This window comes from Nitrospira sp., assembly GCA_037045225.1.
Taxonomy (GTDB): domain Bacteria; phylum Nitrospirota; class Nitrospiria; order Nitrospirales; family Nitrospiraceae; genus Nitrospira_A.
The window spans coordinates 3,124,908-3,142,711 of record JBAOHZ010000009.1; the positions used below are offsets into that span (position 1 = coordinate 3,124,908).

General features: G+C 57.5%; 17 protein-coding genes. 6 read left to right on the forward strand and 11 right to left on the reverse strand.

Annotated features, from left to right (window positions below; all coding sequences use genetic code 11):
* The first annotated feature begins 175 nt into the window (after window positions 1–175).
* The 6 genes from V9G17_15600 (at window position 176) to V9G17_15625 (ending at window position 5,690) form a co-directional block, all read left to right on the forward strand.
* Window positions 176–1,006 carry a formate/nitrite transporter family protein gene (locus V9G17_15600; protein ID MEI2754021.1) on the forward strand — a complete coding sequence of 277 codons (831 nt, stop codon included), beginning with the start codon at window positions 176–178 and terminating at the stop codon, window positions 1,004–1,006.
* A gap of 53 nt (window positions 1,007–1,059) precedes the next feature.
* Window positions 1,060–1,500, forward strand: a complete 441-nt coding sequence (gene cynS, locus V9G17_15605; GenBank protein ID MEI2754022.1) for a cyanase — start codon at window positions 1,060–1,062, stop codon at window positions 1,498–1,500.
* 51 nt (window positions 1,501–1,551) lie between these two features.
* Window positions 1,552–1,746 carry a hypothetical protein gene (locus V9G17_15610; protein ID MEI2754023.1) on the forward strand — a complete coding sequence of 65 codons (195 nt, stop codon included), beginning with the start codon at window positions 1,552–1,554 and terminating at the stop codon, window positions 1,744–1,746.
* Window positions 1,746–3,353, forward strand: a complete 1,608-nt coding sequence (locus tag V9G17_15615; protein MEI2754024.1) for a ferredoxin--nitrite reductase — start codon at window positions 1,746–1,748, stop codon at window positions 3,351–3,353. Before V9G17_15610 ends, V9G17_15615 begins: the two co-directional genes overlap by 1 nt.
* 61 nt (window positions 3,354–3,414) lie before the next feature.
* Window positions 3,415–4,191 (forward strand): CBS domain-containing protein, encoded by a 777-nt coding sequence (locus V9G17_15620; protein MEI2754025.1) that lies wholly within the window; start codon window positions 3,415–3,417, stop codon window positions 4,189–4,191.
* 329 nt (window positions 4,192–4,520) lie between these two features.
* On the forward strand, window positions 4,521–5,690 hold the full coding sequence (locus tag V9G17_15625; protein ID MEI2754026.1) for a glycoside hydrolase: 1,170 nt from the start codon (window positions 4,521–4,523) through the stop codon (window positions 5,688–5,690).
* A 173-nt stretch (window positions 5,691–5,863) separates the two neighbouring features.
* Here the strand turns inward: V9G17_15625 and V9G17_15630 are convergent, their stop codons facing one another.
* The 11 genes from V9G17_15630 to V9G17_15680 form a co-directional block, all read right to left on the reverse strand.
* A complete protein-coding gene (locus V9G17_15630; protein MEI2754027.1) occupies window positions 5,864–6,937 on the reverse strand; it encodes an alkene reductase in 1,074 nt (357 codons plus the stop codon).
* Window positions 6,938–7,274: 337 nt separating this feature from the next.
* Window positions 7,275–7,925 (reverse strand): START domain-containing protein, encoded by a 651-nt coding sequence (locus V9G17_15635; protein ID MEI2754028.1) that lies wholly within the window; start codon window positions 7,923–7,925, stop codon window positions 7,275–7,277.
* An 89-nt stretch (window positions 7,926–8,014) separates the two neighbouring features.
* Window positions 8,015–9,121 carry an FAD-dependent oxidoreductase gene (locus V9G17_15640; GenBank protein ID MEI2754029.1) on the reverse strand — a complete coding sequence of 369 codons (1,107 nt, stop codon included), beginning with the start codon at window positions 9,119–9,121 and terminating at the stop codon, window positions 8,015–8,017.
* A 262-nt stretch (window positions 9,122–9,383) separates the two neighbouring features.
* Window positions 9,384–9,815, reverse strand: a complete 432-nt coding sequence (locus tag V9G17_15645; protein MEI2754030.1) for a hypothetical protein — start codon at window positions 9,813–9,815, stop codon at window positions 9,384–9,386.
* Window positions 9,796–10,119: a type II toxin-antitoxin system Phd/YefM family antitoxin gene (locus V9G17_15650; GenBank protein ID MEI2754031.1), complete on the reverse strand. Its 324-nt coding sequence runs from the start codon at window positions 10,117–10,119 to the stop codon at window positions 9,796–9,798. Before V9G17_15650 ends, V9G17_15645 begins: the two co-directional genes overlap by 20 nt.
* Window positions 10,120–10,341: 222 nt before the next feature.
* The gene (locus tag V9G17_15655; GenBank protein MEI2754032.1) at window positions 10,342–10,983 is read right to left on the reverse strand and encodes a hypothetical protein; all 642 of its coding nucleotides are present in this window, start codon (window positions 10,981–10,983) and stop codon (window positions 10,342–10,344) included.
* A gap of 90 nt (window positions 10,984–11,073) precedes the next feature.
* Window positions 11,074–12,861, reverse strand: a complete 1,788-nt coding sequence (locus tag V9G17_15660; GenBank protein ID MEI2754033.1) for an ATP-binding protein — start codon at window positions 12,859–12,861, stop codon at window positions 11,074–11,076.
* Entirely contained in the window at window positions 12,858–13,886 is a 1,029-nt protein-coding gene (locus V9G17_15665; protein ID MEI2754034.1) for an SIR2 family protein, read from the reverse strand. Before V9G17_15665 ends, V9G17_15660 begins: the two co-directional genes overlap by 4 nt.
* A gap of 154 nt (window positions 13,887–14,040) precedes the next feature.
* Window positions 14,041–14,229 carry a hypothetical protein gene (locus V9G17_15670; protein MEI2754035.1) on the reverse strand — a complete coding sequence of 63 codons (189 nt, stop codon included), beginning with the start codon at window positions 14,227–14,229 and terminating at the stop codon, window positions 14,041–14,043.
* Window positions 14,230–14,277: 48 nt separating this feature from the next.
* On the reverse strand, window positions 14,278–15,378 hold the full coding sequence (locus V9G17_15675) for a Fic family protein (GenBank protein ID MEI2754036.1): 1,101 nt from the start codon (window positions 15,376–15,378) through the stop codon (window positions 14,278–14,280).
* A gap of 113 nt (window positions 15,379–15,491) precedes the next feature.
* Window positions 15,492–17,765, reverse strand: coding sequence for a hypothetical protein (locus V9G17_15680; protein ID MEI2754037.1), 2,274 nt, complete (start codon window positions 17,763–17,765; stop codon window positions 15,492–15,494).
* Window positions 17,766–17,804: the final 39 nt, after the last annotated feature.

A 17,804-nucleotide genomic window follows, 5' to 3' on the forward strand; every position in this document is an offset into this window, starting at 1 on the left:
CAAGAGTGGCGGGCGCCTTTTTTATTGCCGTCGACACTGAAGTCGACAGACAGCACCAGGCGAGGTTGTACGAACCTTGCCGCGCAGGACAATGGCGTCCTCTTCCCGATTATGGGATGAGGGCGTCTTTTTTTTTGAGTTGTGCGGACACAGCGACCACCGAAGGGAGAGCCTCATGCATACAGCGGATCACGAGCGGATCGCAGGGGTGGCAGTAAAGAAGTGGTCGTATTTCGAACGGTCACCAGGTGGATATCTCATCCTCTCGGCCTTAGCCGGGATCTATCTCGGGTTTGGAATTGCGTTGATCTTCAGTGTGGGGGGACCGTTGGCGGCGGCCGGATCTCCGGTCGTCAAACTCGTGATGGGAGTGTCGTTCGGGATTGCGTTGACACTCGTGATCTTCGCGGGGTCGGAGTTGTTCACCGGCAATAACCTCATCGGTACCATCGGTGGCCTGACCAGAAGTCTCACTTGGGCGCAAGTCATGCAACTCAATGCCTGGTCCTGGCTCGGCAATCTGGCGGGCTCGTTGGGGTTGGCCTGGCTCATTGTCCAATCGGGCGTGTTCGCCAAAGGCCCGACGACGGAACTGATCGAGCGCGTGGCTGCGCTAAAAATGTCGTTGCCTGCCTGGGAGCTGTTCGTGCGGGGCATTCTCTGCAACTGGCTGATCTGTCTGGCGGTCTGGATGACGGGGCGAACGAGCAACGATACGGCGAAGATTCTCCTGATCTTCTGGTGCCTGTTCGCCTTCATCGGCACCGGGTTCGAGCATAGCATCGCCAATCAATCGTTGTTGGGCATGGCGTTGTTTCTGCCGCATGACTCGGCGGTGACTTGGGGGGCCTTTTGGTACAACCAGCTGTTTGTCGTGTTGGGGAACCTGGTGGGCGGCGGGTTATTTGTCGGGGGGCTCTATTGGATGGTGAGTCCCTATCGCGTGAGTGAAGCGACGGCGGCCCCGGTGGCTCAACCGGTGGTGTCGGTGGTAGCAGGATCGTAATAAGTCACGGTGCGGGAGTGTATTCACGGGCGAATCACTAAAGGGAGATCACAATGGAAAAAGCAGCAGTACGCAAGGCGATCAAGGCACAACGGTTGAAGAAGAAGGTCACGATCGCAGAAGTAGCGAAGACGGTGGGGAAGAATCCGACGTTCGTAGCCGCAGCCTTGAACGGAAATCACCGTCTGTCGCCGAAGGACGCGGGCAAAGTGGGCAAGCTGCTGGATTTGGATAAAGAACAAGTCAGTTCCCTGAGCGCGTTTCCCGTCCGGGCCGATTTTCCGAATGCGACGGATCCGTTTAAGTATCGCCTGTTGGAAGTCATCGGGGTCTATGGCGATTCGATGCGGGAGATGGCGAATGAAATGTTCGGTGACGGGATCATGAGCGCCATCGACTTTACGTTGGATATGGAAAAGGTCACCGGCAGTCAGGGCGAGGCTCGATGCAAAATCACATTGAACGGCAAGTGGCTCGAGTACAAGACGTTTTAAGAAGAACCGGTCTCTGATGCGCGGACGGCGCTCAACCGAAGGGAGGACATCATGAGCACGAATGCTGAAACTGCCGTACTGACGGTGCTGGAGCGACAGGCTCCCCAGACATTCGAGCAACTGATGGCCCTGTCCGGTTTGAGCGTGTCACAGGTGTTGCTGGTCGTGGATCAGTTGAGTCGGGCAGGAGCGGTGGTGTTGAGGAAATCCGGACCGGACTATTCCGTCGCATTGGGAGGCAGGTGATGAACAAGATCGAGGTAATTAAGTCGGAGCGAGACGGGCTGACGGTGCGCGACATGATCGCGCACTATGCGCAAGCGGGATGGGAGGCTATTCCGGAAGACGATATTCAACGGTTGAAGTGGTACGGGTTGTTTTTGCGAAATCCGACGCCGGGCCACTTCATGTTGCGGGTACGCATGCCGGGCGGGCAAACCACGTCGGCACAACTCGACACGTTGGCCGATATCGCGCTGCAATACGGCAACGGGGTGGTCGATGTCACCACCAGGCAACAAGTCCAACTCCGGCATCTGACGATTGAGCATGTGCCGACGGTGTTCAGTAAGCTGGAGGAGGCGGGCCTGACGTCGATGCAAACGGGAATGGACACGGTACGGAACATCATGACCTGTCCCGTGGCAGGCCTGAATCCCAACGAACTGGTCGATGGGACGGACATCGTGCGTGCCATCAATCAAGAAATACTGGGGAATCCGGCCTATACGAATCTGCCGCGCAAGTGCAATATCGCGGTCACCGGTTGCCCGGACAATTGCCTCCATACGGAAACCCAAGACATCGCGCTGGTCCCGGCCTATCACGATCTGGGACATGATAAGTGTTACGGGTACAACGTGCTGGTCGGGGGTAAGTTGGGATCAGGCGGCTATCGGATTGCCGGTTCGTTGGACATGTTCGTGAATCCGGCGGAAGCCCTCGAGGTGTGCCGGGCCTTGCTGCACATTTATCGTGACCATGGTCCGCGTGAGAATCGCACCCAAGCGCGTCTCGCCTTTCTCGTGGAGGCCTGGGGTGAAGCGCGAGTACGGCAGGAAGTCGAACGGCTGGTCGGAAGAACGCTCTCCACGGCAGGGGTGGATGCGAGGGGGGCGGTGGAGCGCGACCACATCGGCATCTTCCGTCAAAAACAACGGGGCATGAACTATGTCGGGCTGAAGGTGTTGGTCGGTCGGGTGAAGGCGGCTGATCTCCGGAACATGGCCGCCTTGGCGACTCGGTATGGCAACGGAGAGGTCCGTCTCTCGCCGGCGCAAGCCTTCGTGATCCCCCATATCAGCGACCGGTTGGTGGGTGAAGTGGCGGAGGAGCCTCTAGTGAAGCAATTCGCCTACAACCCGTCCGCTCTCTACAAGGGACTAGTGAGTTGCGTGGGGAGCGACTACTGCAATCTAGCCGTCATTGAAACCAAAACTCGGGCTGTCGAAACGGCGCGGGTGTTGGAACGCAAGTTGGGCGACAATCTCAAGCCCATCACCTTGCATTGGTCCGGTTGTCCGGCCGGCTGCGGCAATCACCTCGTGGCGGACATCGGGCTTCTTGGAAAAAAGGCCAGAGTCGGCGGCAAGGTCGTGGATGCGGTGGATATTTTTGTCGGTGGCCGGTCGGGGCCTGATCCGAAGCCGGCGACGAAGATCATGGAGGATGTGCCTTGCGACAGGCTTCCTGCGGTGCTGGAGACCCTGATGCCCTACCATACGCGCGATAAAATGCATCGTGTGCGCGGCAAGGTGACGCCCAAAGCCGCGGGGGTTGCGAAGCCTGCGGGGTCGGGTAGCGAAGCGTCCGGGACTCTGTCCGGTCTCACGCCGCAACCGTTTTCAGCCTGATCTTTGAAACTTGAGCCGATACCGTACTTGAGCTATTCTCTTGGCTCAACAAGGAGGCAGCATGGCCAAGAGAGTGAAATCGAGCCAGGAACCGGCGGATCTACTCAGCCGGCATATTGAAGAGATTCGGGAGACGTTGGGAGCGTTCCAGCCGTTTTTGTCGCGACGGAAGGGGAATGCATCACTGGAAGGGTTTGACGAGCAGGCCGAGGAGATCCTGAGCGAAGCGTTCGGGGGGGCCTCGGAGGAACTGGAGGCGTATCAGTACGCCAAGCTCGGAGAGGCCGCGATCCTGCCGGAGGAGGCGCAGGAAGCGGGAACGCACAACCTCGATCGCGAAAGCCTGCATCAGCGGAAACAGGTGCTGGAGAGTTGCCTCGCGCAGCTTGAACTCAAGAAGAGCGCCCGGGTAGGCCGTGATTGGCGGCGCACGCTTGGAGAACGGATCGATGGGCGCACGGTGGGGGAGTTCATGTCGTCGGAGGTTCGAAGCGTGCACAAAGGCGCCTCGATCAAGGAGGCCGGCCGGCTGCTGCAGAAATGGCGCATCGGATCACTGCTGGTCGACGACGGGTCCAGGTACATCGGCATCATTACCGATACGGATCTGAGCCGGAAGGCGGTGGCCAAGGGGTTGGATCCGAACACGACGACCGTCATGTCTTGCATGAGCAAGGCGGTGGTCACGATCGAAGACAGCGAACCCGTGAAGGAAGCCTTGCGGCTGATGAAGAAAGATGGCATTCGGCACCTGCCGGTTACGGAAGACGGGACGATCATCGGAGTGCTGTCGGTAGGCGATCTGCTACGGGCGTACCAGAAAATGCTCGAGTTGTAGCCGTCTCCTGGAGGTCGTCATCCGTTGCATGGCGGTCACGCGGAGGCTCACCGTACTGTAAGGGTACGTGTCGCCTCTGCGTCCGCCGCGATCTCGCCGCCGGCGGCGACACAAAGCCTTCTGCATGGCCCTCCTGCCGTCACTCACTCATCTGCAGGCTGGTAACGGACGCGCAACACGTCTGCTGATCTCGGTCGGCCCTGTGACAGTCACAGGCCTGCCGTACTTTCACTACCTCGAAGCCTTGCCGTTGGAATTACTCCTCCTCGAAGGTTACTCAAGCGAGTGCCGTTCCGGGGGGCGTGAGCGGATTGATTGAGGGAGGCAAGATGAACGATGGCGGGCAGCAAGCCAGGAAGTGCCGTTCCGGAATCGGAACGATTGTTCGACGGCATGGCGCCGCCATGAGCCTTGCGGTTGCGCTGTTCGGCGTCATGGCGAGTACGGGCGGATGGTCAGAATCGAGTGGTGCCGCAGATGTGTCGGTTTCCAGCGCAGTCAAATGGCATCCCGGCCATTATTATGCGCCGATGAGTTTCATGCGCAAGAACCCCAAAATCATGGCGCTCGTCTACAGTGAGCTGAGGGCGACACCTGCCTTGCGCGGGCTGCAGGTGCGTTATGGCTGGCCTGAACTGGAACCTGAGGAAGGCCGATATGACTTTACGGCGATCGAGCAGGTGCTGGCAGAATTGGTGCCGCAGAAGAAGCAGCTGGTTGTGCTGCTGGAACTGAAATCCTTTACCCCCCACATTTTGCCGGTGCCATCATACATGGCGACAGCGCCATACGAGGGGGGCGCGTTCCCGTTCGGCAGTTATGGCAAGGATGTGCCGCGCGGCAACAATCTGAAGCTCTGGAATTCGGGGGTTCATGATCGCCTGGTGGCACTCATCCGTGAGTTGGGGAAGCGTTTCAACGGCCATGCACAGTTCGAAGGCATCGGCCTGTCGGAATCCGCCATGGGCGAACCGCTCGTGGCGGTGTCCAGCCAGGAGGTCGTGAGGTTTTACGACAATCTGCTCAGTGTGCAGCGGCAGATGCGTGCAGCATTCCCGAACACGATGACCTACCAATTTGTGAACTACCCGCGAAATATTCTGCCCTCGTTCGTCGGCCAGATGCGGACGATCGGGACGGGATTGGGCGGACCGGATGTGTTCATTGACGACCCTGGTTTGAACTTCGATTATCCGCATAAGCCCAAAGGGGTCTATCATTTGTATGCGCCGCTGTCGGGAATCGTACCGCTGACGCCGTCGGTGATGCAGTCGAATTACGACAATACACGGCACGATGGACAAGGGCGCGTGCCCACGATTCCCGAGTTGCTGGCATTTGCGCGAGACCAGTTGAGAGCCAACTACATCTTCTGGACACGTGCTCCGAAGCACTATCCCAAGGTCCTGGAGCTGATGAATGGATTGCCTGCGGCCGGCGGCCCGGCCCGTGGGCTTGATTCGACCTGCCCGAAGGCCTACGCATCGTGCATGGAGTAGGCGGTGGCGGGTGCACCCTTGTGAGGGCTCGTCAGGCGCCGGGAGAGAGAGCCAGGGACGGTTCGATCCGGTGGTCGGACAGGGAACCATCGCCTGTGCCCTTCAAGTGCCCGCCCGCCGTGGTGCCCTGCGCGGCGGCGAACCATCGGTTCGACCTGCAGGTTTCAAGGGAATCATCCTGCGGCCAAGGCCGGATAGTCGCTGTAGCCGTCAGGCCCGCCTCCGTAGAGTCGATCGTAGTTGACCTGATTGAGCAGGGCCTGTTTCGCGAAGCGCTCGACGAGGTCCGGGTTGGCAATGTACGGACGACCGTACACGATGGCATCGGCTGCTCCGCCCGCCACCGTCGATTCGCCGCTCTCGCGTGTGTAACTCCCGTTGCTCATCAATGCACCCTGGAAATGCCGACGGGCGATTGCCAGAATCGCCTGCTCTTGCGGCAAGGTGTGGTTCTCATGCCGCATTTCCAGGAACGCGATCCGTCGCTGGTTCAATTCCTGTGCGACATAGGTCACCAGCGCTTCGGGCTGGCTGTCGGCCATATCATTAAACGGGACTAGGGGCGAGATCCGCACCGCCACCCTCCCGGCGCCCCAGACGCTGATGGCGGCATCGGTGACTTCGAGTAGAAACCGGGCACGCTTCGAAATAGAACCCCCATAAGCATCCGTACGTTCATTCACGCCGTCGCGGAGAAAGTTGTCGATCAAATAACCGTGAGCGCCGTGGAGTTGCACCCCGTCGAAACCGGCTAATTGCGCGTTCTTCGCGGCGAGCCGGAACATGTCCACATAGCGAGGGATCTCCTCCGTGCGGAGCGGGCGGGGGACTTCGTAGGGTTTGGCGCCCTCCAGGGTATGGGTTACCTCATTGCGAATCGCTTTCGCGCTGCTGGAGACCGGTTGCTCACCTTCGTTCAGCAGCGAGTGCGCGGCACGTCCGGGGTGCCAGATCTGCATCACGATCCTGCCGCCCTTGGCATGCACGGCGTCCGTCACACGTTTCCAGCCGGCTACGTGTGCGGGGCTGTAAATGCCGCCTTCACCGATAAAGGCGCAGGCATGGGCATCGACCATGGTGCATTCCGTCATGATGAGGCCGCTTGAGGCTCGTTGGGAGTAGTAGTCCACCATCATGTCGTTGGGAATGTGCGTGGTCCCGGCCCTTGCTCGCGTGAGAGGTGACATGACGATACGGTTGGGTAAGCGGATGTCTCCGGCCTGTAGCGGAGTCAACAATGTGGTCATCGGTGTTCCTTTGGCGTAAGAGATAGCTTGTGGATGAGAGAACTTATAAGCGAGATGGTGGGGGAGTCAAGGTCGCAGATTGACCTGCATGGGGCGACGCCGGGTGGAGTTATCGTTCATCCGCTTCCCCTCCTGTGTACAGCGGCGGTCTTCGAACATTTCCTCGCAGCCATGATCAATTTTCGCGTTCCATCTCACTCAGCGGCCCCTCGATGGATTCCTGCTCATCCGGCGACGTCCGCTCTGAGCCAGAGTTCCACGCTACGAAATTTAGAATGTCCCTGTTGCTTGGCCCCTGGTCTACGTCGGGAGAATGTTCCCAGGAAGGGATGCGTCGCTAGCGGTGGTAGTTCGGGTCCACCGCTCGCCGTTTGACCGCTTGCAGTAACGCAGGGACGCTGTCGATATTGGCTCGGTTGGCAAGCCATTTCGGTAGCATGCCGCCTGGGTCGGTGTGGAGGCGGTAGGTCAGCCTGGTGCCCGCCCCTCCATCTACACGTTCAAGTACATAGGCACCTGTGCAGATCTCGATCCGCACCACTCCGTCGCGCGCTGCCGGGCCCTGCTCGTTCGCCGTTTCCCACCGGAGTTCGTACCGTCCCTGCAGTGGATCGTCCTCACGCTGCTGCCGTAACGTGTAGTCGCGGTCGCTCACCAACGGCGGGGCAATGCGTTGGTAGAGATACCAGATTGAGGGACTGTCCCGTGCGATGGTCCGGACTTCGACGATGTAGGGCATGAATTCCACAAATCGGTCCGAGTCGAGCAGGACCGCAAACACCCGCTCGGGTGCCGCCGCGATCTCCGTTGTCGCGCGCACTTCCCTCACCGGCGAGTCGGTCGAGGAACGGGCATACACGGCGATGCCGTCGTGGTCGGTGACAAATTCCCATCCCGTGTCATCTGGTGCTGATCCCGCACAGATCAGCGCAGGCAGAGCAAGACTCATCACGACGGCGAGAAGTGTTGTCAGTAGACCATTCACCATATGTGTACTGCGCTTACTTGTCGTTCAGACGGACGCAGTGTGACGGGCACTGCGGGGTAGAACTTCATTAATAAATAACCTGTCTCCAATTATTCTCTACTGCCGTGTAGTTCAGCGACAGCTTGTTCGGCTGCGGCAATGGCTCCGGCCAGGTAGCCAGGTGCCGTTGTACTGGTTTCGCTGCCGGCAAGAAACATACGGCCTTTCCAGGCACCAGTCACCCAGGGCGCTTGTGCGGGTTCGGGGTGCCCGCTCGGTGAACGGTCGTCTGCTGTCGCTGTGAGAGGATCTGCGGCCCAGTCCTTGAGGAGTGTGGCGCGAGGCTGGCCGGCTTCCGGTCCAAAGAGTCGCGCCAGCTGTTTAATACACGCACGAGTGAGCGCGTCTTCTCCTATGGCGGCTCGCTGATCCGCACCTACGCCAAGAAATCCAAAGAGGGCCGGCGTGCCCGAGGCGGTGGTGGCATCATGTATTTCGATAAGCGGGCCGACCTGACTTTGAGCCGTTCCGGACAACCCGGCTTCGCGCCAAAAGGGATGTTGGTAGAGCGCGAAGAACTTTGCATGGGGCGCCATCCATGTGGCTGTGTCGCGCCAGCGAATGGCGGTGGCAGCGTCGATATCCGGCATAAAGGCAACCGATGAGGCGAGTAGGCGTGGGGGAAGCGCGAAGATCACGTGCTCCGCTACGACTTCGTGTTCAGCCCCGTCGCGGGCTATGATCGTTAAAAGAACATCGGAGTGGCTGAGTGTCGCATGGGTCACTCGCATGCTGAGGTGTAAGGCTTCCGGGGGGAGCTTCTCAGAAAGGGCTGTAATTAACGCCCCGGTTCCGCCAGCCACACGCATTGATGGAGGGGCTTGCGGTATTCCCTGATAGCGCTTCGGCTCCTCACGAGACGTCCTTTCAACGATCACCTCTCCTTCGCTCTGTTGGGGAAAGGTCGCAAGTCCCAGCTCCTCAACGAGAGCCGCCATGCCGCGCTGCATCTCCGGCCAGAACCATGAAGGGCCAAGGTCGAACCCGTCGTTCGAAGACTGGCCCTGGTCGTTGGCTGAGAGAATGCGACCGCCAAGCCGTTCACGGGCCTCCAACAGTTGGAAGCTTATGCCAAGCGCATGAAGCCGCCGTGCGGCGTATAGGCCCGCAAGACCGCCTCCGACAATGGCAACCGTTGTTCGGATCGTGTGTTTCATGATCTTCTCTTCATTCCTGCGGGGAGATTCGAATATCAGGAAGTGCGCTCACTCGCGGTATCAGATGCGTGACAACGTCTTTGTGAAGGCGGAGGCGAAATGGGCTCAGGCTACGTTCCTAGATGAAGCGTGTCAATGGCGAAGGGCGTAAAATCCAGAAAGTGCAAGCGGGAGGCTATCGAATGCCACGTACCAGGTGAGTGGTGAATTCATCACGCCGAGCAATCAGAAAAGATTCTCGCCTCCGTTGTTTCCACCTCTCCTACTTAGTTAACCGCCAGATATGTTCCGTTGCCGGGTACTTGCCTTTGAGTCCGCCGGGGACTTCAAGAGGGGCCAACAGCTTGAGGGGGTAGTTGCCGCTGTAATGGCGGTGGAGGTCGTCTTCACTGAGTTCCGCCCCGGCGACCGCATAGCCGTGAGGCAAGAGCAAGCCGAGATCGAGCGACTTCCCGCAGAGCGGCACAAAGATACGACCGCCCGGAGGCACGTTCAGCGAAGGAAAGTGTGCGGTCAGCAGCGGGTTGACGGCTCGCTCGTGCCATCCTGTCTGGTTCGTCTGCCATCGGGTGAGCCAAACTTGCTTCCATGCGAATCCCTCGGTGGATGGACGGTCAGGCTGTTCCCCGCGCCATCCTAAAGGGCAGAGGCTGAGAGAGGCAAGGCAGCGGGGGCTAGAGGGATGCCCGGACAGAAGAAGATTTCGTCGTGCGCCGTTTTTTGACGGGCGTCAAAGGCTCGTCGAACAGGTCTTCAAACGAGAGCCCTTTGCGTTTCGTTTTGTAAAAAGCCCGGCTCTTGGCAATCTGGCTCCTGAGTCCGGGATCGCTCAGGACATCCAGGGTTTCTTTGAGGAGGGTATATTCATCGACATTCATCAAAATGGCAGCCAGACGGCCCTTCTTCGTGACGATGACTTTCTCCTCGCGTTCCTGCACTCCAGCCACGAGTTCTGGTAGTCGGGTCTTGACCTCTGACAACGACAATGTTTTTGCCATAGTTGACCTTGTGTATGAGCGAATAAAATTATGAACAGTTAAATACAGGACAGGCACGGTGTCGTCAAATGGACAGGCCAGTGGCCGCTGTGCGACGTGAGCGGGGGAGGGTGAATGTCAGGCGTACGAGGCAGGTTGTCGAATGCCAGGCCGCTAAGTTAGTGGTGAGTTCCTCGTGCCGAGCAGTTAGAAAAGACTCCCGCCCTTTTGTTCCGCCCGAAGTTAGGCTTGCAGGACCCAGCACATCCCTTGGAGGAAGACAATAAGAAGACAGATGAACCCAAGAATGTAAAACAGGAAGATTATACAGCGGCTTATGGGTTTCGTCCGTTCTGCGAAGTGCCAGACGTACCAAAATGCCTCATTTTCTTTGCCTGCGGCGATGGGCGTTTCTTCGAGGATCTTCCACATCTCCTGGATGGTCTTCCCGTCTGGATTTAAATGCATATAGTCTCGAAGAAAGGTTACCAAGACGTCTCCTTTATTGCAGAGATGCCGATACCCTTGTTCATCTCGCAGAATTAGTTGCAGCATCCCAACAATACTTCGTCCGACCTTGCCTTGTGAAGTGAACGCGGAGTAATTCTCGCACTTGTTTGCGCTAGGACAGTAGAGATGGTAGAGCAGGGTCGCGGCGAATATGAACACCGCGCTCGCGTAGAGCAGTTTCCATCTGAACGGTAGGGCGAGGACAAGGGCGAGCTGTAGATCTGTCGACCCGGCGAACTTCTCCTCTAACTCTTGTATCTGGCTGATCGACTTGGCAGCGATTGGTATCAGAATCAGCCACAGGCCAGAGCTCTTCGTCGCCTTACTATTGCCAATTCGCCACAGAGCTGGCCAACCTGGTATCTTGTTCTTCATCGTCTTACCTCGTTATCTGCACCGACTCGGTGCGCTGTAACAAAGGCCCTGAGGGAAGAAAACTATGGAACCTTTATCTTTCCTCAGATTTCATGAGCTTTTCTCAGTAGTGCGAGATTGCCGTCTCAGCGTTTCAACTGCTGCCGTAACTGCTGCAGAATCGGGAGCCTTCTCTCCCCATTCCTGCCAGAAGTTTCTTGTCTGACTCAGTGGCTCGATAGTAGGGAATTTTAACTTTATCCTGGCGGGAAGAAGGATCGCATCGCCTAGTAACAGGGCTTCCCCTGTGTCGAGCAGTGGCAAGCCGTCAAGGACGCCCGCTAGTGAATCAGGCATAAGACGGCGTACGACATTCTGGTCCTGATCGTTGGTCAATCGCAGGATGAGGAAATTATTGCACTGGCTAAGGATGGTTCGGCTCACGTCCGAGGGGCGCTGGCTCACGACTAATAGGGAGACACCGTATTTTCTGCCTTCTTTGGCGATTCGCTCGAATGAATAAAGCGCCTGCTTCTCGACTGCGTCCGCATCCTCACGGATAGGCAAGTACAGATGAGCTTCGTCACACACGAAGACAAACGGCGTCCGCTTTTCCGGTTGAATCCAGAATTGGACATCGTAGAGCAATCGTGCGAATACACCCGTGACGACGGGGAGCACGTCCGATGGCACTTCGGAAAAGTCCACAACTTTTATGCCATGCTGTCCCTCGCCAGGAGCAAGCAGTTTTGCGATTTGCTTCGCAAGCCAGCTGTACTTGAGTGCTAATTCTGGTGGCTTGAACATAAAGCCGTAGCGGCGATCTTCAGCTTTGGCGGATAGGCGAGAAATAAATCTCGTTAAACGATCCTCCCACTCACCCTTCACCGGCCCGGTTTTGCCGACTCCTTTTGTCGTATTGTCTTGTTCAAGTCGTTGAATAAGCTCGTTCAGCTTATATGGAATTGGCGAGTCCACGGTAAAAGTTGCCTTTACATCCGCTTTTCCCTCAGCGTTGAGCGTAGATTCTTTAAGGTCGCGGACATGCAAGGTGAAGCGCGATGCTTGATTGGGCGCGTTCTGATCGCTACGGTCCAAGATCATCGAAAGCATCTCTTCGCGGTTCAAGAGCCAGTACGGGAGGAAGAGAACGTTTTCAGATGGTTTTGCGAGGTCACCTGGACCTGCAATCTTGAACGCGGAGGCTATAGAGATTGGCTTGGTGCCGTTCTTTTGAACTGGTGGGTCTGCGAGCGAGGAATATTCGCTGTGCATGTCGAACACGATGATGTTCGCATGCTTGCGAGCGTGTGCACGCTCCAAGATCAATGACACCGCGCAACTCTTACCTGAACCAGTACTTCCGAGGATTGCCGCGTGTCTTTGGAAGAAGCGATCGCCATTAGCAATCGCGGCGGCTGAGTTGTCAATGACGAAGTGGCCGAGTTCGAGGCGCTGTTTTTCATCCAAATCCTTACCTAGCAACCCCATGAATCGCTGAAGGTTGCCGCCGTCGATCAGAAAACAATCGCGATCGATTTGAGGAAACGAATCTGCACCCCGCTTGAACCGATTGCGGATGGTTCCTTCAATGGTGCGGTAGGTGCCGAGTAAGACAACCCGGAGTGCGTCGTCTGGCACGACCTCCACTGCAAGCGTCGTGGGTGCCATCGGGTCAGGATGTGCGGTTTCCTCGCGTAGCTGCCGGGTCACTCGCTCTGTCATGCCGATCAGGAACTCCTGAGCGGTCGTCCCCTGAATTCCGACGAGGCTCCCGACCGAGGCGCGTGGCAAGAGTGCAGCGTTTTCCACTGCAATAAGCACGCGGCTCGTGTCTACGGACACGACCTTGCCGAGCTTGCTCGGTGCATCGAATGTCAGAATAGGCGTATCAGTCATGCTAGCAACTCCTTTGCCAGAACGCCGAGATCCCACAAATCGTGTCCTGTGTGTTCGAACTGGTGTGAGTTTGTCATTACCGTGACTCCGGGCGATGTGGGCGATTGTGAGAGACAAACGCAGCGTGGTGATTCTTCCGCCAGCTTCTTGACCTTCGGGCTTACCGATCTGTTCATAATTAGCGTGGGCGTGCCATCTTGGATTCGTTTCACAAGGTGAGTTTGCAGATGATCGTCGTTGAATCCATACCCTACCACTAGCAGCCGACCAGCCTTCTTGATGTAGTCGTTAGCCAAATCGCGATGCTTGTCGAATGGTGAGTTGTAGCCAGCCCGATACTTGTTGAGGCCTGGAGTAATAATGAGGCGTTCCATGTCTAGGTCAAAGCTACATCGACGAGCCTCACTGCCGGATTGATACCAGTCAAAGCTCCCATGCGGTTTCAGCACAATCGCACGAGGGAAGTGATCGAGGACTGTTGTCTTGGCACGTGTCGTTATGCCCCTGCATGACGCCATGCAACTTCGAGCATGGTCGAACGCGCCTGCGTAGTGGCCGATCGCTGTGGTATCCACATGAAATCCTGCCATCTCACAGGCAACTTCGATAAGCCGGTCGTAGTTGGGGGTCAGAATCGGCAAGCCAGTTGTCGGCTTAAGTACTCTGTCCAGGAATGTAGTCAGACGAAGTGTGCGCTCATTTCGGAGCACAGTGCTCATGACTTTTCGTTCTTCCGGTATCAATAGATCGCACGTCTTTTTTGTGATCCAGATCTCAAGCGTGTCGGATGGTGGATATTTGAGTAGCGCTGCTTCCAGTCCTTCGCCAGCATCCAGGACAACCTTTATCATCTTCCACAGAGCCGCGTTGGTTCCCGTAAGTAGGCTCGATTCATTGATGAGATAGGTTGCAAGTGCTGGCATTCCAGGAATGCCTTCAGCGGCGGATAGGCCAGCCCCGATTACCAAGGAGAGGCCATCGGTGAAGTGTTCCTGCACGAATTTGACCAGAGCGTCGTAGTCCATCTTTGTACTCAATGATGAAACTGTCTCATTAGCAACATCCAACCTACGTGGACATTTGCCCCTAATTTATAATCTGGCCGAAAATTGATTGAGCAATGCAGTGTGCTGTCCTTCCGAGTGTTGGAACGCTAGCTTTACAACCGAGGTGGAGTATCTATAGCACTCCGAACGTCCGTTCAAAAAACTCTTTCGTCAGCTTCATGTGCTGCTCAATATTCGTCTGCAAATGCCTTGCCCCTGCTTCCCAGTCGGCGGTGCTGTAGCCAACGCGGCGGGCGAGGAAGATGAATTCGTCAGAGTCCGGCGTGGAGAGCACGAGGTCCTTTACATTGCCGCGTACCATTCTTCACCCTTGAACGTCACGTGCAAAAGCAGGTTGGCCAGAATGGTACTACAGGTTGACCTTGTAGTGCGTGCTCCGGCCGCCACCTGTGGGAACGAACACGTCCTTATCTGCGAGATCCTGCAAATCGCGCGTAGCTGTGGCTTTCGATGTGCCGGTGATGGTCATGTATTTCTTGGCGCTCATGCCGCCTTCGAAGCCGGCCGGCCCTTCCTCCAACATGCGGCGAAGAATCTGCAACTGACGTTCATTGAGCTCATCTTTCCAGAGGTCGAACAGTTTGGTTTTCTTCAGTGTGAACTCGATCTGTTCCTCCGCCTGGATTTGCGCCTCAAGCGCGATGTTGACGAACCAGGCCACCCACGAGGTGACGTCGTTCGACTGCTGGCCTTCTTTCAGCGCGTCGTAATAGTCGCGACGCCTGGCTTCAATGGCTCGCGACAGGCTGAGCAAGGCGTGCTGTCCGAGTCCTTGCGAGAACACTTTTTCGGACAAGGCTCTTCCGATCCGGCCGTTGCCGTCCTCAAAGGGATGGATCGATTCGAAATAGATGTGGACGAGGGCCGAGCGCACGGCGGCCTTGCGCATGGCTTTCGGCCCATCCGGCGCCGTGTCGTTGAACCATCGGATAAACCGCGCCATCTCTTCCGGAATGCGCGATGAAGGCGGTGCTTCGAAATGCACCCGCTCATGGCCGACTGCGCCGGAGACGACCTGCATCGGTTCGGCATGGGTTCGCCATTGCCCGGCAGCGACATGCCGGTGTCCGGTCATTATCAGGCGGTGCCATTCGAAGAGCGTCTCTTCCGAGAGGGGGGCGGGAAAACTGTTGCGGACCGCGAGCATCAGCGCGGCGGTGCCCTGAGCGCGCTTGTCTCCGGTGGGATGGCCGGCCTCTATTCCAAGATTCTTCCGGATCGATGACATGACATCTTTCCGGCTCAGCAGTTCTCCTTCAATCGCGGAGGTCTTGATCGCTTCGACCACCATCATTTCAATGGTCGCCTCCATCTGCGCGTCGGCCGTCAGCCCCTTGAGGAGCCCGCTGGCCCGACCTGATTTTTCGGCAAGCTTGAACAGACCCTCCTCGATTCCCGAGAGGTCGTATCGAAACTCAGGCCAGTCTGGTTGCTGCCAATTGTAGGGCATGAGCCGGATGATACACGCATTCGGCTCATAATGTAATGATTTGTGAGCCGAATGACGGTCGTATTCGGCTCACGAGTCAGAGGGGGGAATTGGGGATAGGCCTAAGGCGTACGTCACAACGCCCCGAACGTCCTCTCGAAGAACTTTTTCGTCAGCTTCATGTGCTGTTCGATATCCGTCTGCAGATGTCTGGCCCCTGCTTCCCAGTCGTCGGTGGTGTAGCCGACGCGGCGGGCGAGGAAGATAAATTCGTCGGAGTCCGGCGGGGGGAGCACGAGGTCTTTCGCGTTGCCGCGTACCATGCGGAGCCCGTCGATCAGCATGCGGATGAAGAGATAGGCTTTCCGCAAGTGGTCGGCATCCTGACTGGGGACGATGCCGCGATCAATCAATCCCGCGAGGGCCTGCATGGTGTTGGGTGTGTGCAGGATCTTGTATTGATGGCCGTGCATGACCTGGAGATATTGCACCGCGTATTCGATATCGACGAGGCCGCCGGCGCTATGTTTGACGTTCACGGTGCCGGGCTCAACGAGCTGTTTCAATTGCTGCCGCCTGAGATCGAGTGCCGTCGCGAGGTCCCAAGGCTCGCCGCTGTAGACATACCGGTCCCGGTGCGCTTCAACCTGTTTGCCCAGGGCCGCGTCTCCGGCGACGAATCGCAGTTTGATCATGGCTTGGCGTTCGAAGGGCGCGGCCAAGCCGCTGGGGCTATAGTAGTTGGCGATTTCTTCAAGCGGATTGGTGAGGGAGCCTTTGCCGCCATGGGGGCGAAGGCGGATATCGAGGTGGAAGATTCCTTCCTGCTTCGCTTCGATACCTTGCAGGAGTTCTTGCGCCAGCCGTTCGAAGTACTCGCTGTTTTCGATGCCTTGTTTTCCGCTGGTGCGCCCCACGCCGCCGTAGACGAAGAGCACTTCGATGTCGGAGGCATACCCAAGCTCGCGGCCGCCGAACTTTCCCTGGCCCAGGATGGTGAAGGGGCAGGGTTTTTTATTGGCCAGGCGCGGGGCTCCATATTGTTTTTCCAGCTTGGCCTGGCAGTCCTTCAGGCTTCGGGCGACGATGACTTCGGCCAGTTCAGTCAGGGCTTCCGAGAAATCGGCAAGGCTGGCCGAGTCGGCCATATGTTTCATGTCGATACGGAAGAGTTCTTGGTCTTTGAATCGGTTTAACGCTTCCTTGCGTGCCGCCTCGGTTTTCGCCTTCGCCATCACCCGGTCGAGTTCTTTCCGAAGCGCTGCTTGCGGCTTGATGAGCGGGGCATCGCGATAGTGCTGCAGCAACGGCAGGAGATTGCCATGCTGGCGGCGCAAGAAATCTTCCCACAAAAAGTCACTGGTGCCGAGCAGCCGAGCCAAGATGGGGAAGGTTTTCTTGTCGCTGAGAAACGCGAGCGCCTGTTTCTGCTCCTTGCCCTTCGTGTCCTGCACCGTGAGGTCAAGAAATTGATCGAAGGCTTCCAGGGCTTTGGCTGGGTCTGGAGCCCAGGTCAATGCATGGGTAAATTGTTTGATGAGGACTGCCGTCAGGCGCAAGTGCTGCTGATCGACGGGATCGGTGAGTTTCTGGCCGTAGCGATTGCGGACGTAGAAGCGATCGTGCAGCTTACCGGCCTCGATGGCGAATTGCGCTTTGGCGATGTAGATGTTGCGCATGGCCAATGCGTTGGCAAAGGCATAGAGAAACGCCGGTGTGTCGTCCGACTGGATGTCCATGACCGTATCGGTCGGAGACTGGCTGTTGTCGAAGGATATCTGGACGGTGTGGAGCAGCCCGCTGAACGAGCTACGGCGTTGGCCGAGATACTCGACGAGTTGCCGATTCACCGCCTGGCGCGCTTCGTCGAACTGGTTCGCATCCAGCAGCGCAATCATGGCGGTCAATTCGGCGATAAGCCGTTGGCGATCTTTCGGTCCGAACGACGCGCCGCGTACCGGTTCGACGCGAAAGACATCCACGATCTTTTTCCGGCTGAGGCCTGGGCGGCCTTTCGGGCGGGTGCGGGGGCCGTCGCTCCAAGACGTGCGCGCGACAGCCGGTGCGGATTCTTCGACGAACGTGTAGATCTGCCCTTCTTCAATATTCAGTTCGAAGGCGGAGAGCAGGCCGCAGATCGTGGCGAATTCGGAGAAGTAATCGTAGGCCACGATGGTAATGTTGAAGTGGCCCCCAGCGGCGGCGTCGATCGACACGTTACAGGGGTGGTCCGGCGTGAGCGCGGCGGCCTGCTTGACGTGCGAGGCGAGTGTCTTCGGTGGAAAGGCAGAGAAATAATCCGGGTCCATCCGTGTGACGAAGTCTTGCAGGATGTCGCGGTCGATGCCCTGACAGAGCGGAGCCAGGGTTGTGAGGATCTGATCGCGGTCTGCATTCGCGTGCGGCATGATTCTCGTGGAGTATACCTGAAGGTGCGCTCGTTGTGC

Bases quoted from the DNA above. Each gene is read 5' to 3' on its own strand.
- V9G17_15600 (MEI2754021.1), top strand. From the start codon at position 176: ATGCATACAGCGGATCACGAGCGGATCGCAGGGGTGGCAGTAAAGAAG.
- cynS (MEI2754022.1), top strand. From the start codon at position 1,060: ATGGAAAAAGCAGCAGTACGCAAGGCGATCAAGGCACAACGGTTGAAG.
- V9G17_15610 (MEI2754023.1), top strand. From the start codon at position 1,552: ATGAGCACGAATGCTGAAACTGCCGTACTGACGGTGCTGGAGCGACAG.
- V9G17_15615 (MEI2754024.1), top strand. From the start codon at position 1,746: ATGAACAAGATCGAGGTAATTAAGTCGGAGCGAGACGGGCTGACGGTG.
- V9G17_15620 (MEI2754025.1), top strand. From the start codon at position 3,415: ATGGCCAAGAGAGTGAAATCGAGCCAGGAACCGGCGGATCTACTCAGC.
- V9G17_15625 (MEI2754026.1), top strand. From the start codon at position 4,521: ATGAACGATGGCGGGCAGCAAGCCAGGAAGTGCCGTTCCGGAATCGGA.
- V9G17_15630 (MEI2754027.1), bottom strand. From the start codon at position 6,937: ATGACCACATTGTTGACTCCGCTACAGGCCGGAGACATCCGCTTACCC.
- V9G17_15635 (MEI2754028.1), bottom strand. From the start codon at position 7,925: ATGGTGAATGGTCTACTGACAACACTTCTCGCCGTCGTGATGAGTCTT.
- V9G17_15640 (MEI2754029.1), bottom strand. From the start codon at position 9,121: ATGAAACACACGATCCGAACAACGGTTGCCATTGTCGGAGGCGGTCTT.
- V9G17_15650 (MEI2754031.1), bottom strand. From the start codon at position 10,119: ATGGCAAAAACATTGTCGTTGTCAGAGGTCAAGACCCGACTACCAGAA.
- V9G17_15655 (MEI2754032.1), bottom strand. From the start codon at position 10,983: ATGAAGAACAAGATACCAGGTTGGCCAGCTCTGTGGCGAATTGGCAAT.
- V9G17_15660 (MEI2754033.1), bottom strand. From the start codon at position 12,861: ATGACTGATACGCCTATTCTGACATTCGATGCACCGAGCAAGCTCGGC.
- V9G17_15665 (MEI2754034.1), bottom strand. From the start codon at position 13,886: ATGGACTACGACGCTCTGGTCAAATTCGTGCAGGAACACTTCACCGAT.
- V9G17_15670 (MEI2754035.1), bottom strand. From the start codon at position 14,229: ATGGTACGCGGCAATGTAAAGGACCTCGTGCTCTCCACGCCGGACTCT.
- V9G17_15675 (MEI2754036.1), bottom strand. From the start codon at position 15,378: ATGCCCTACAATTGGCAGCAACCAGACTGGCCTGAGTTTCGATACGAC.
- V9G17_15680 (MEI2754037.1), bottom strand. From the start codon at position 17,765: ATGCCGCACGCGAATGCAGACCGCGATCAGATCCTCACAACCCTGGCT.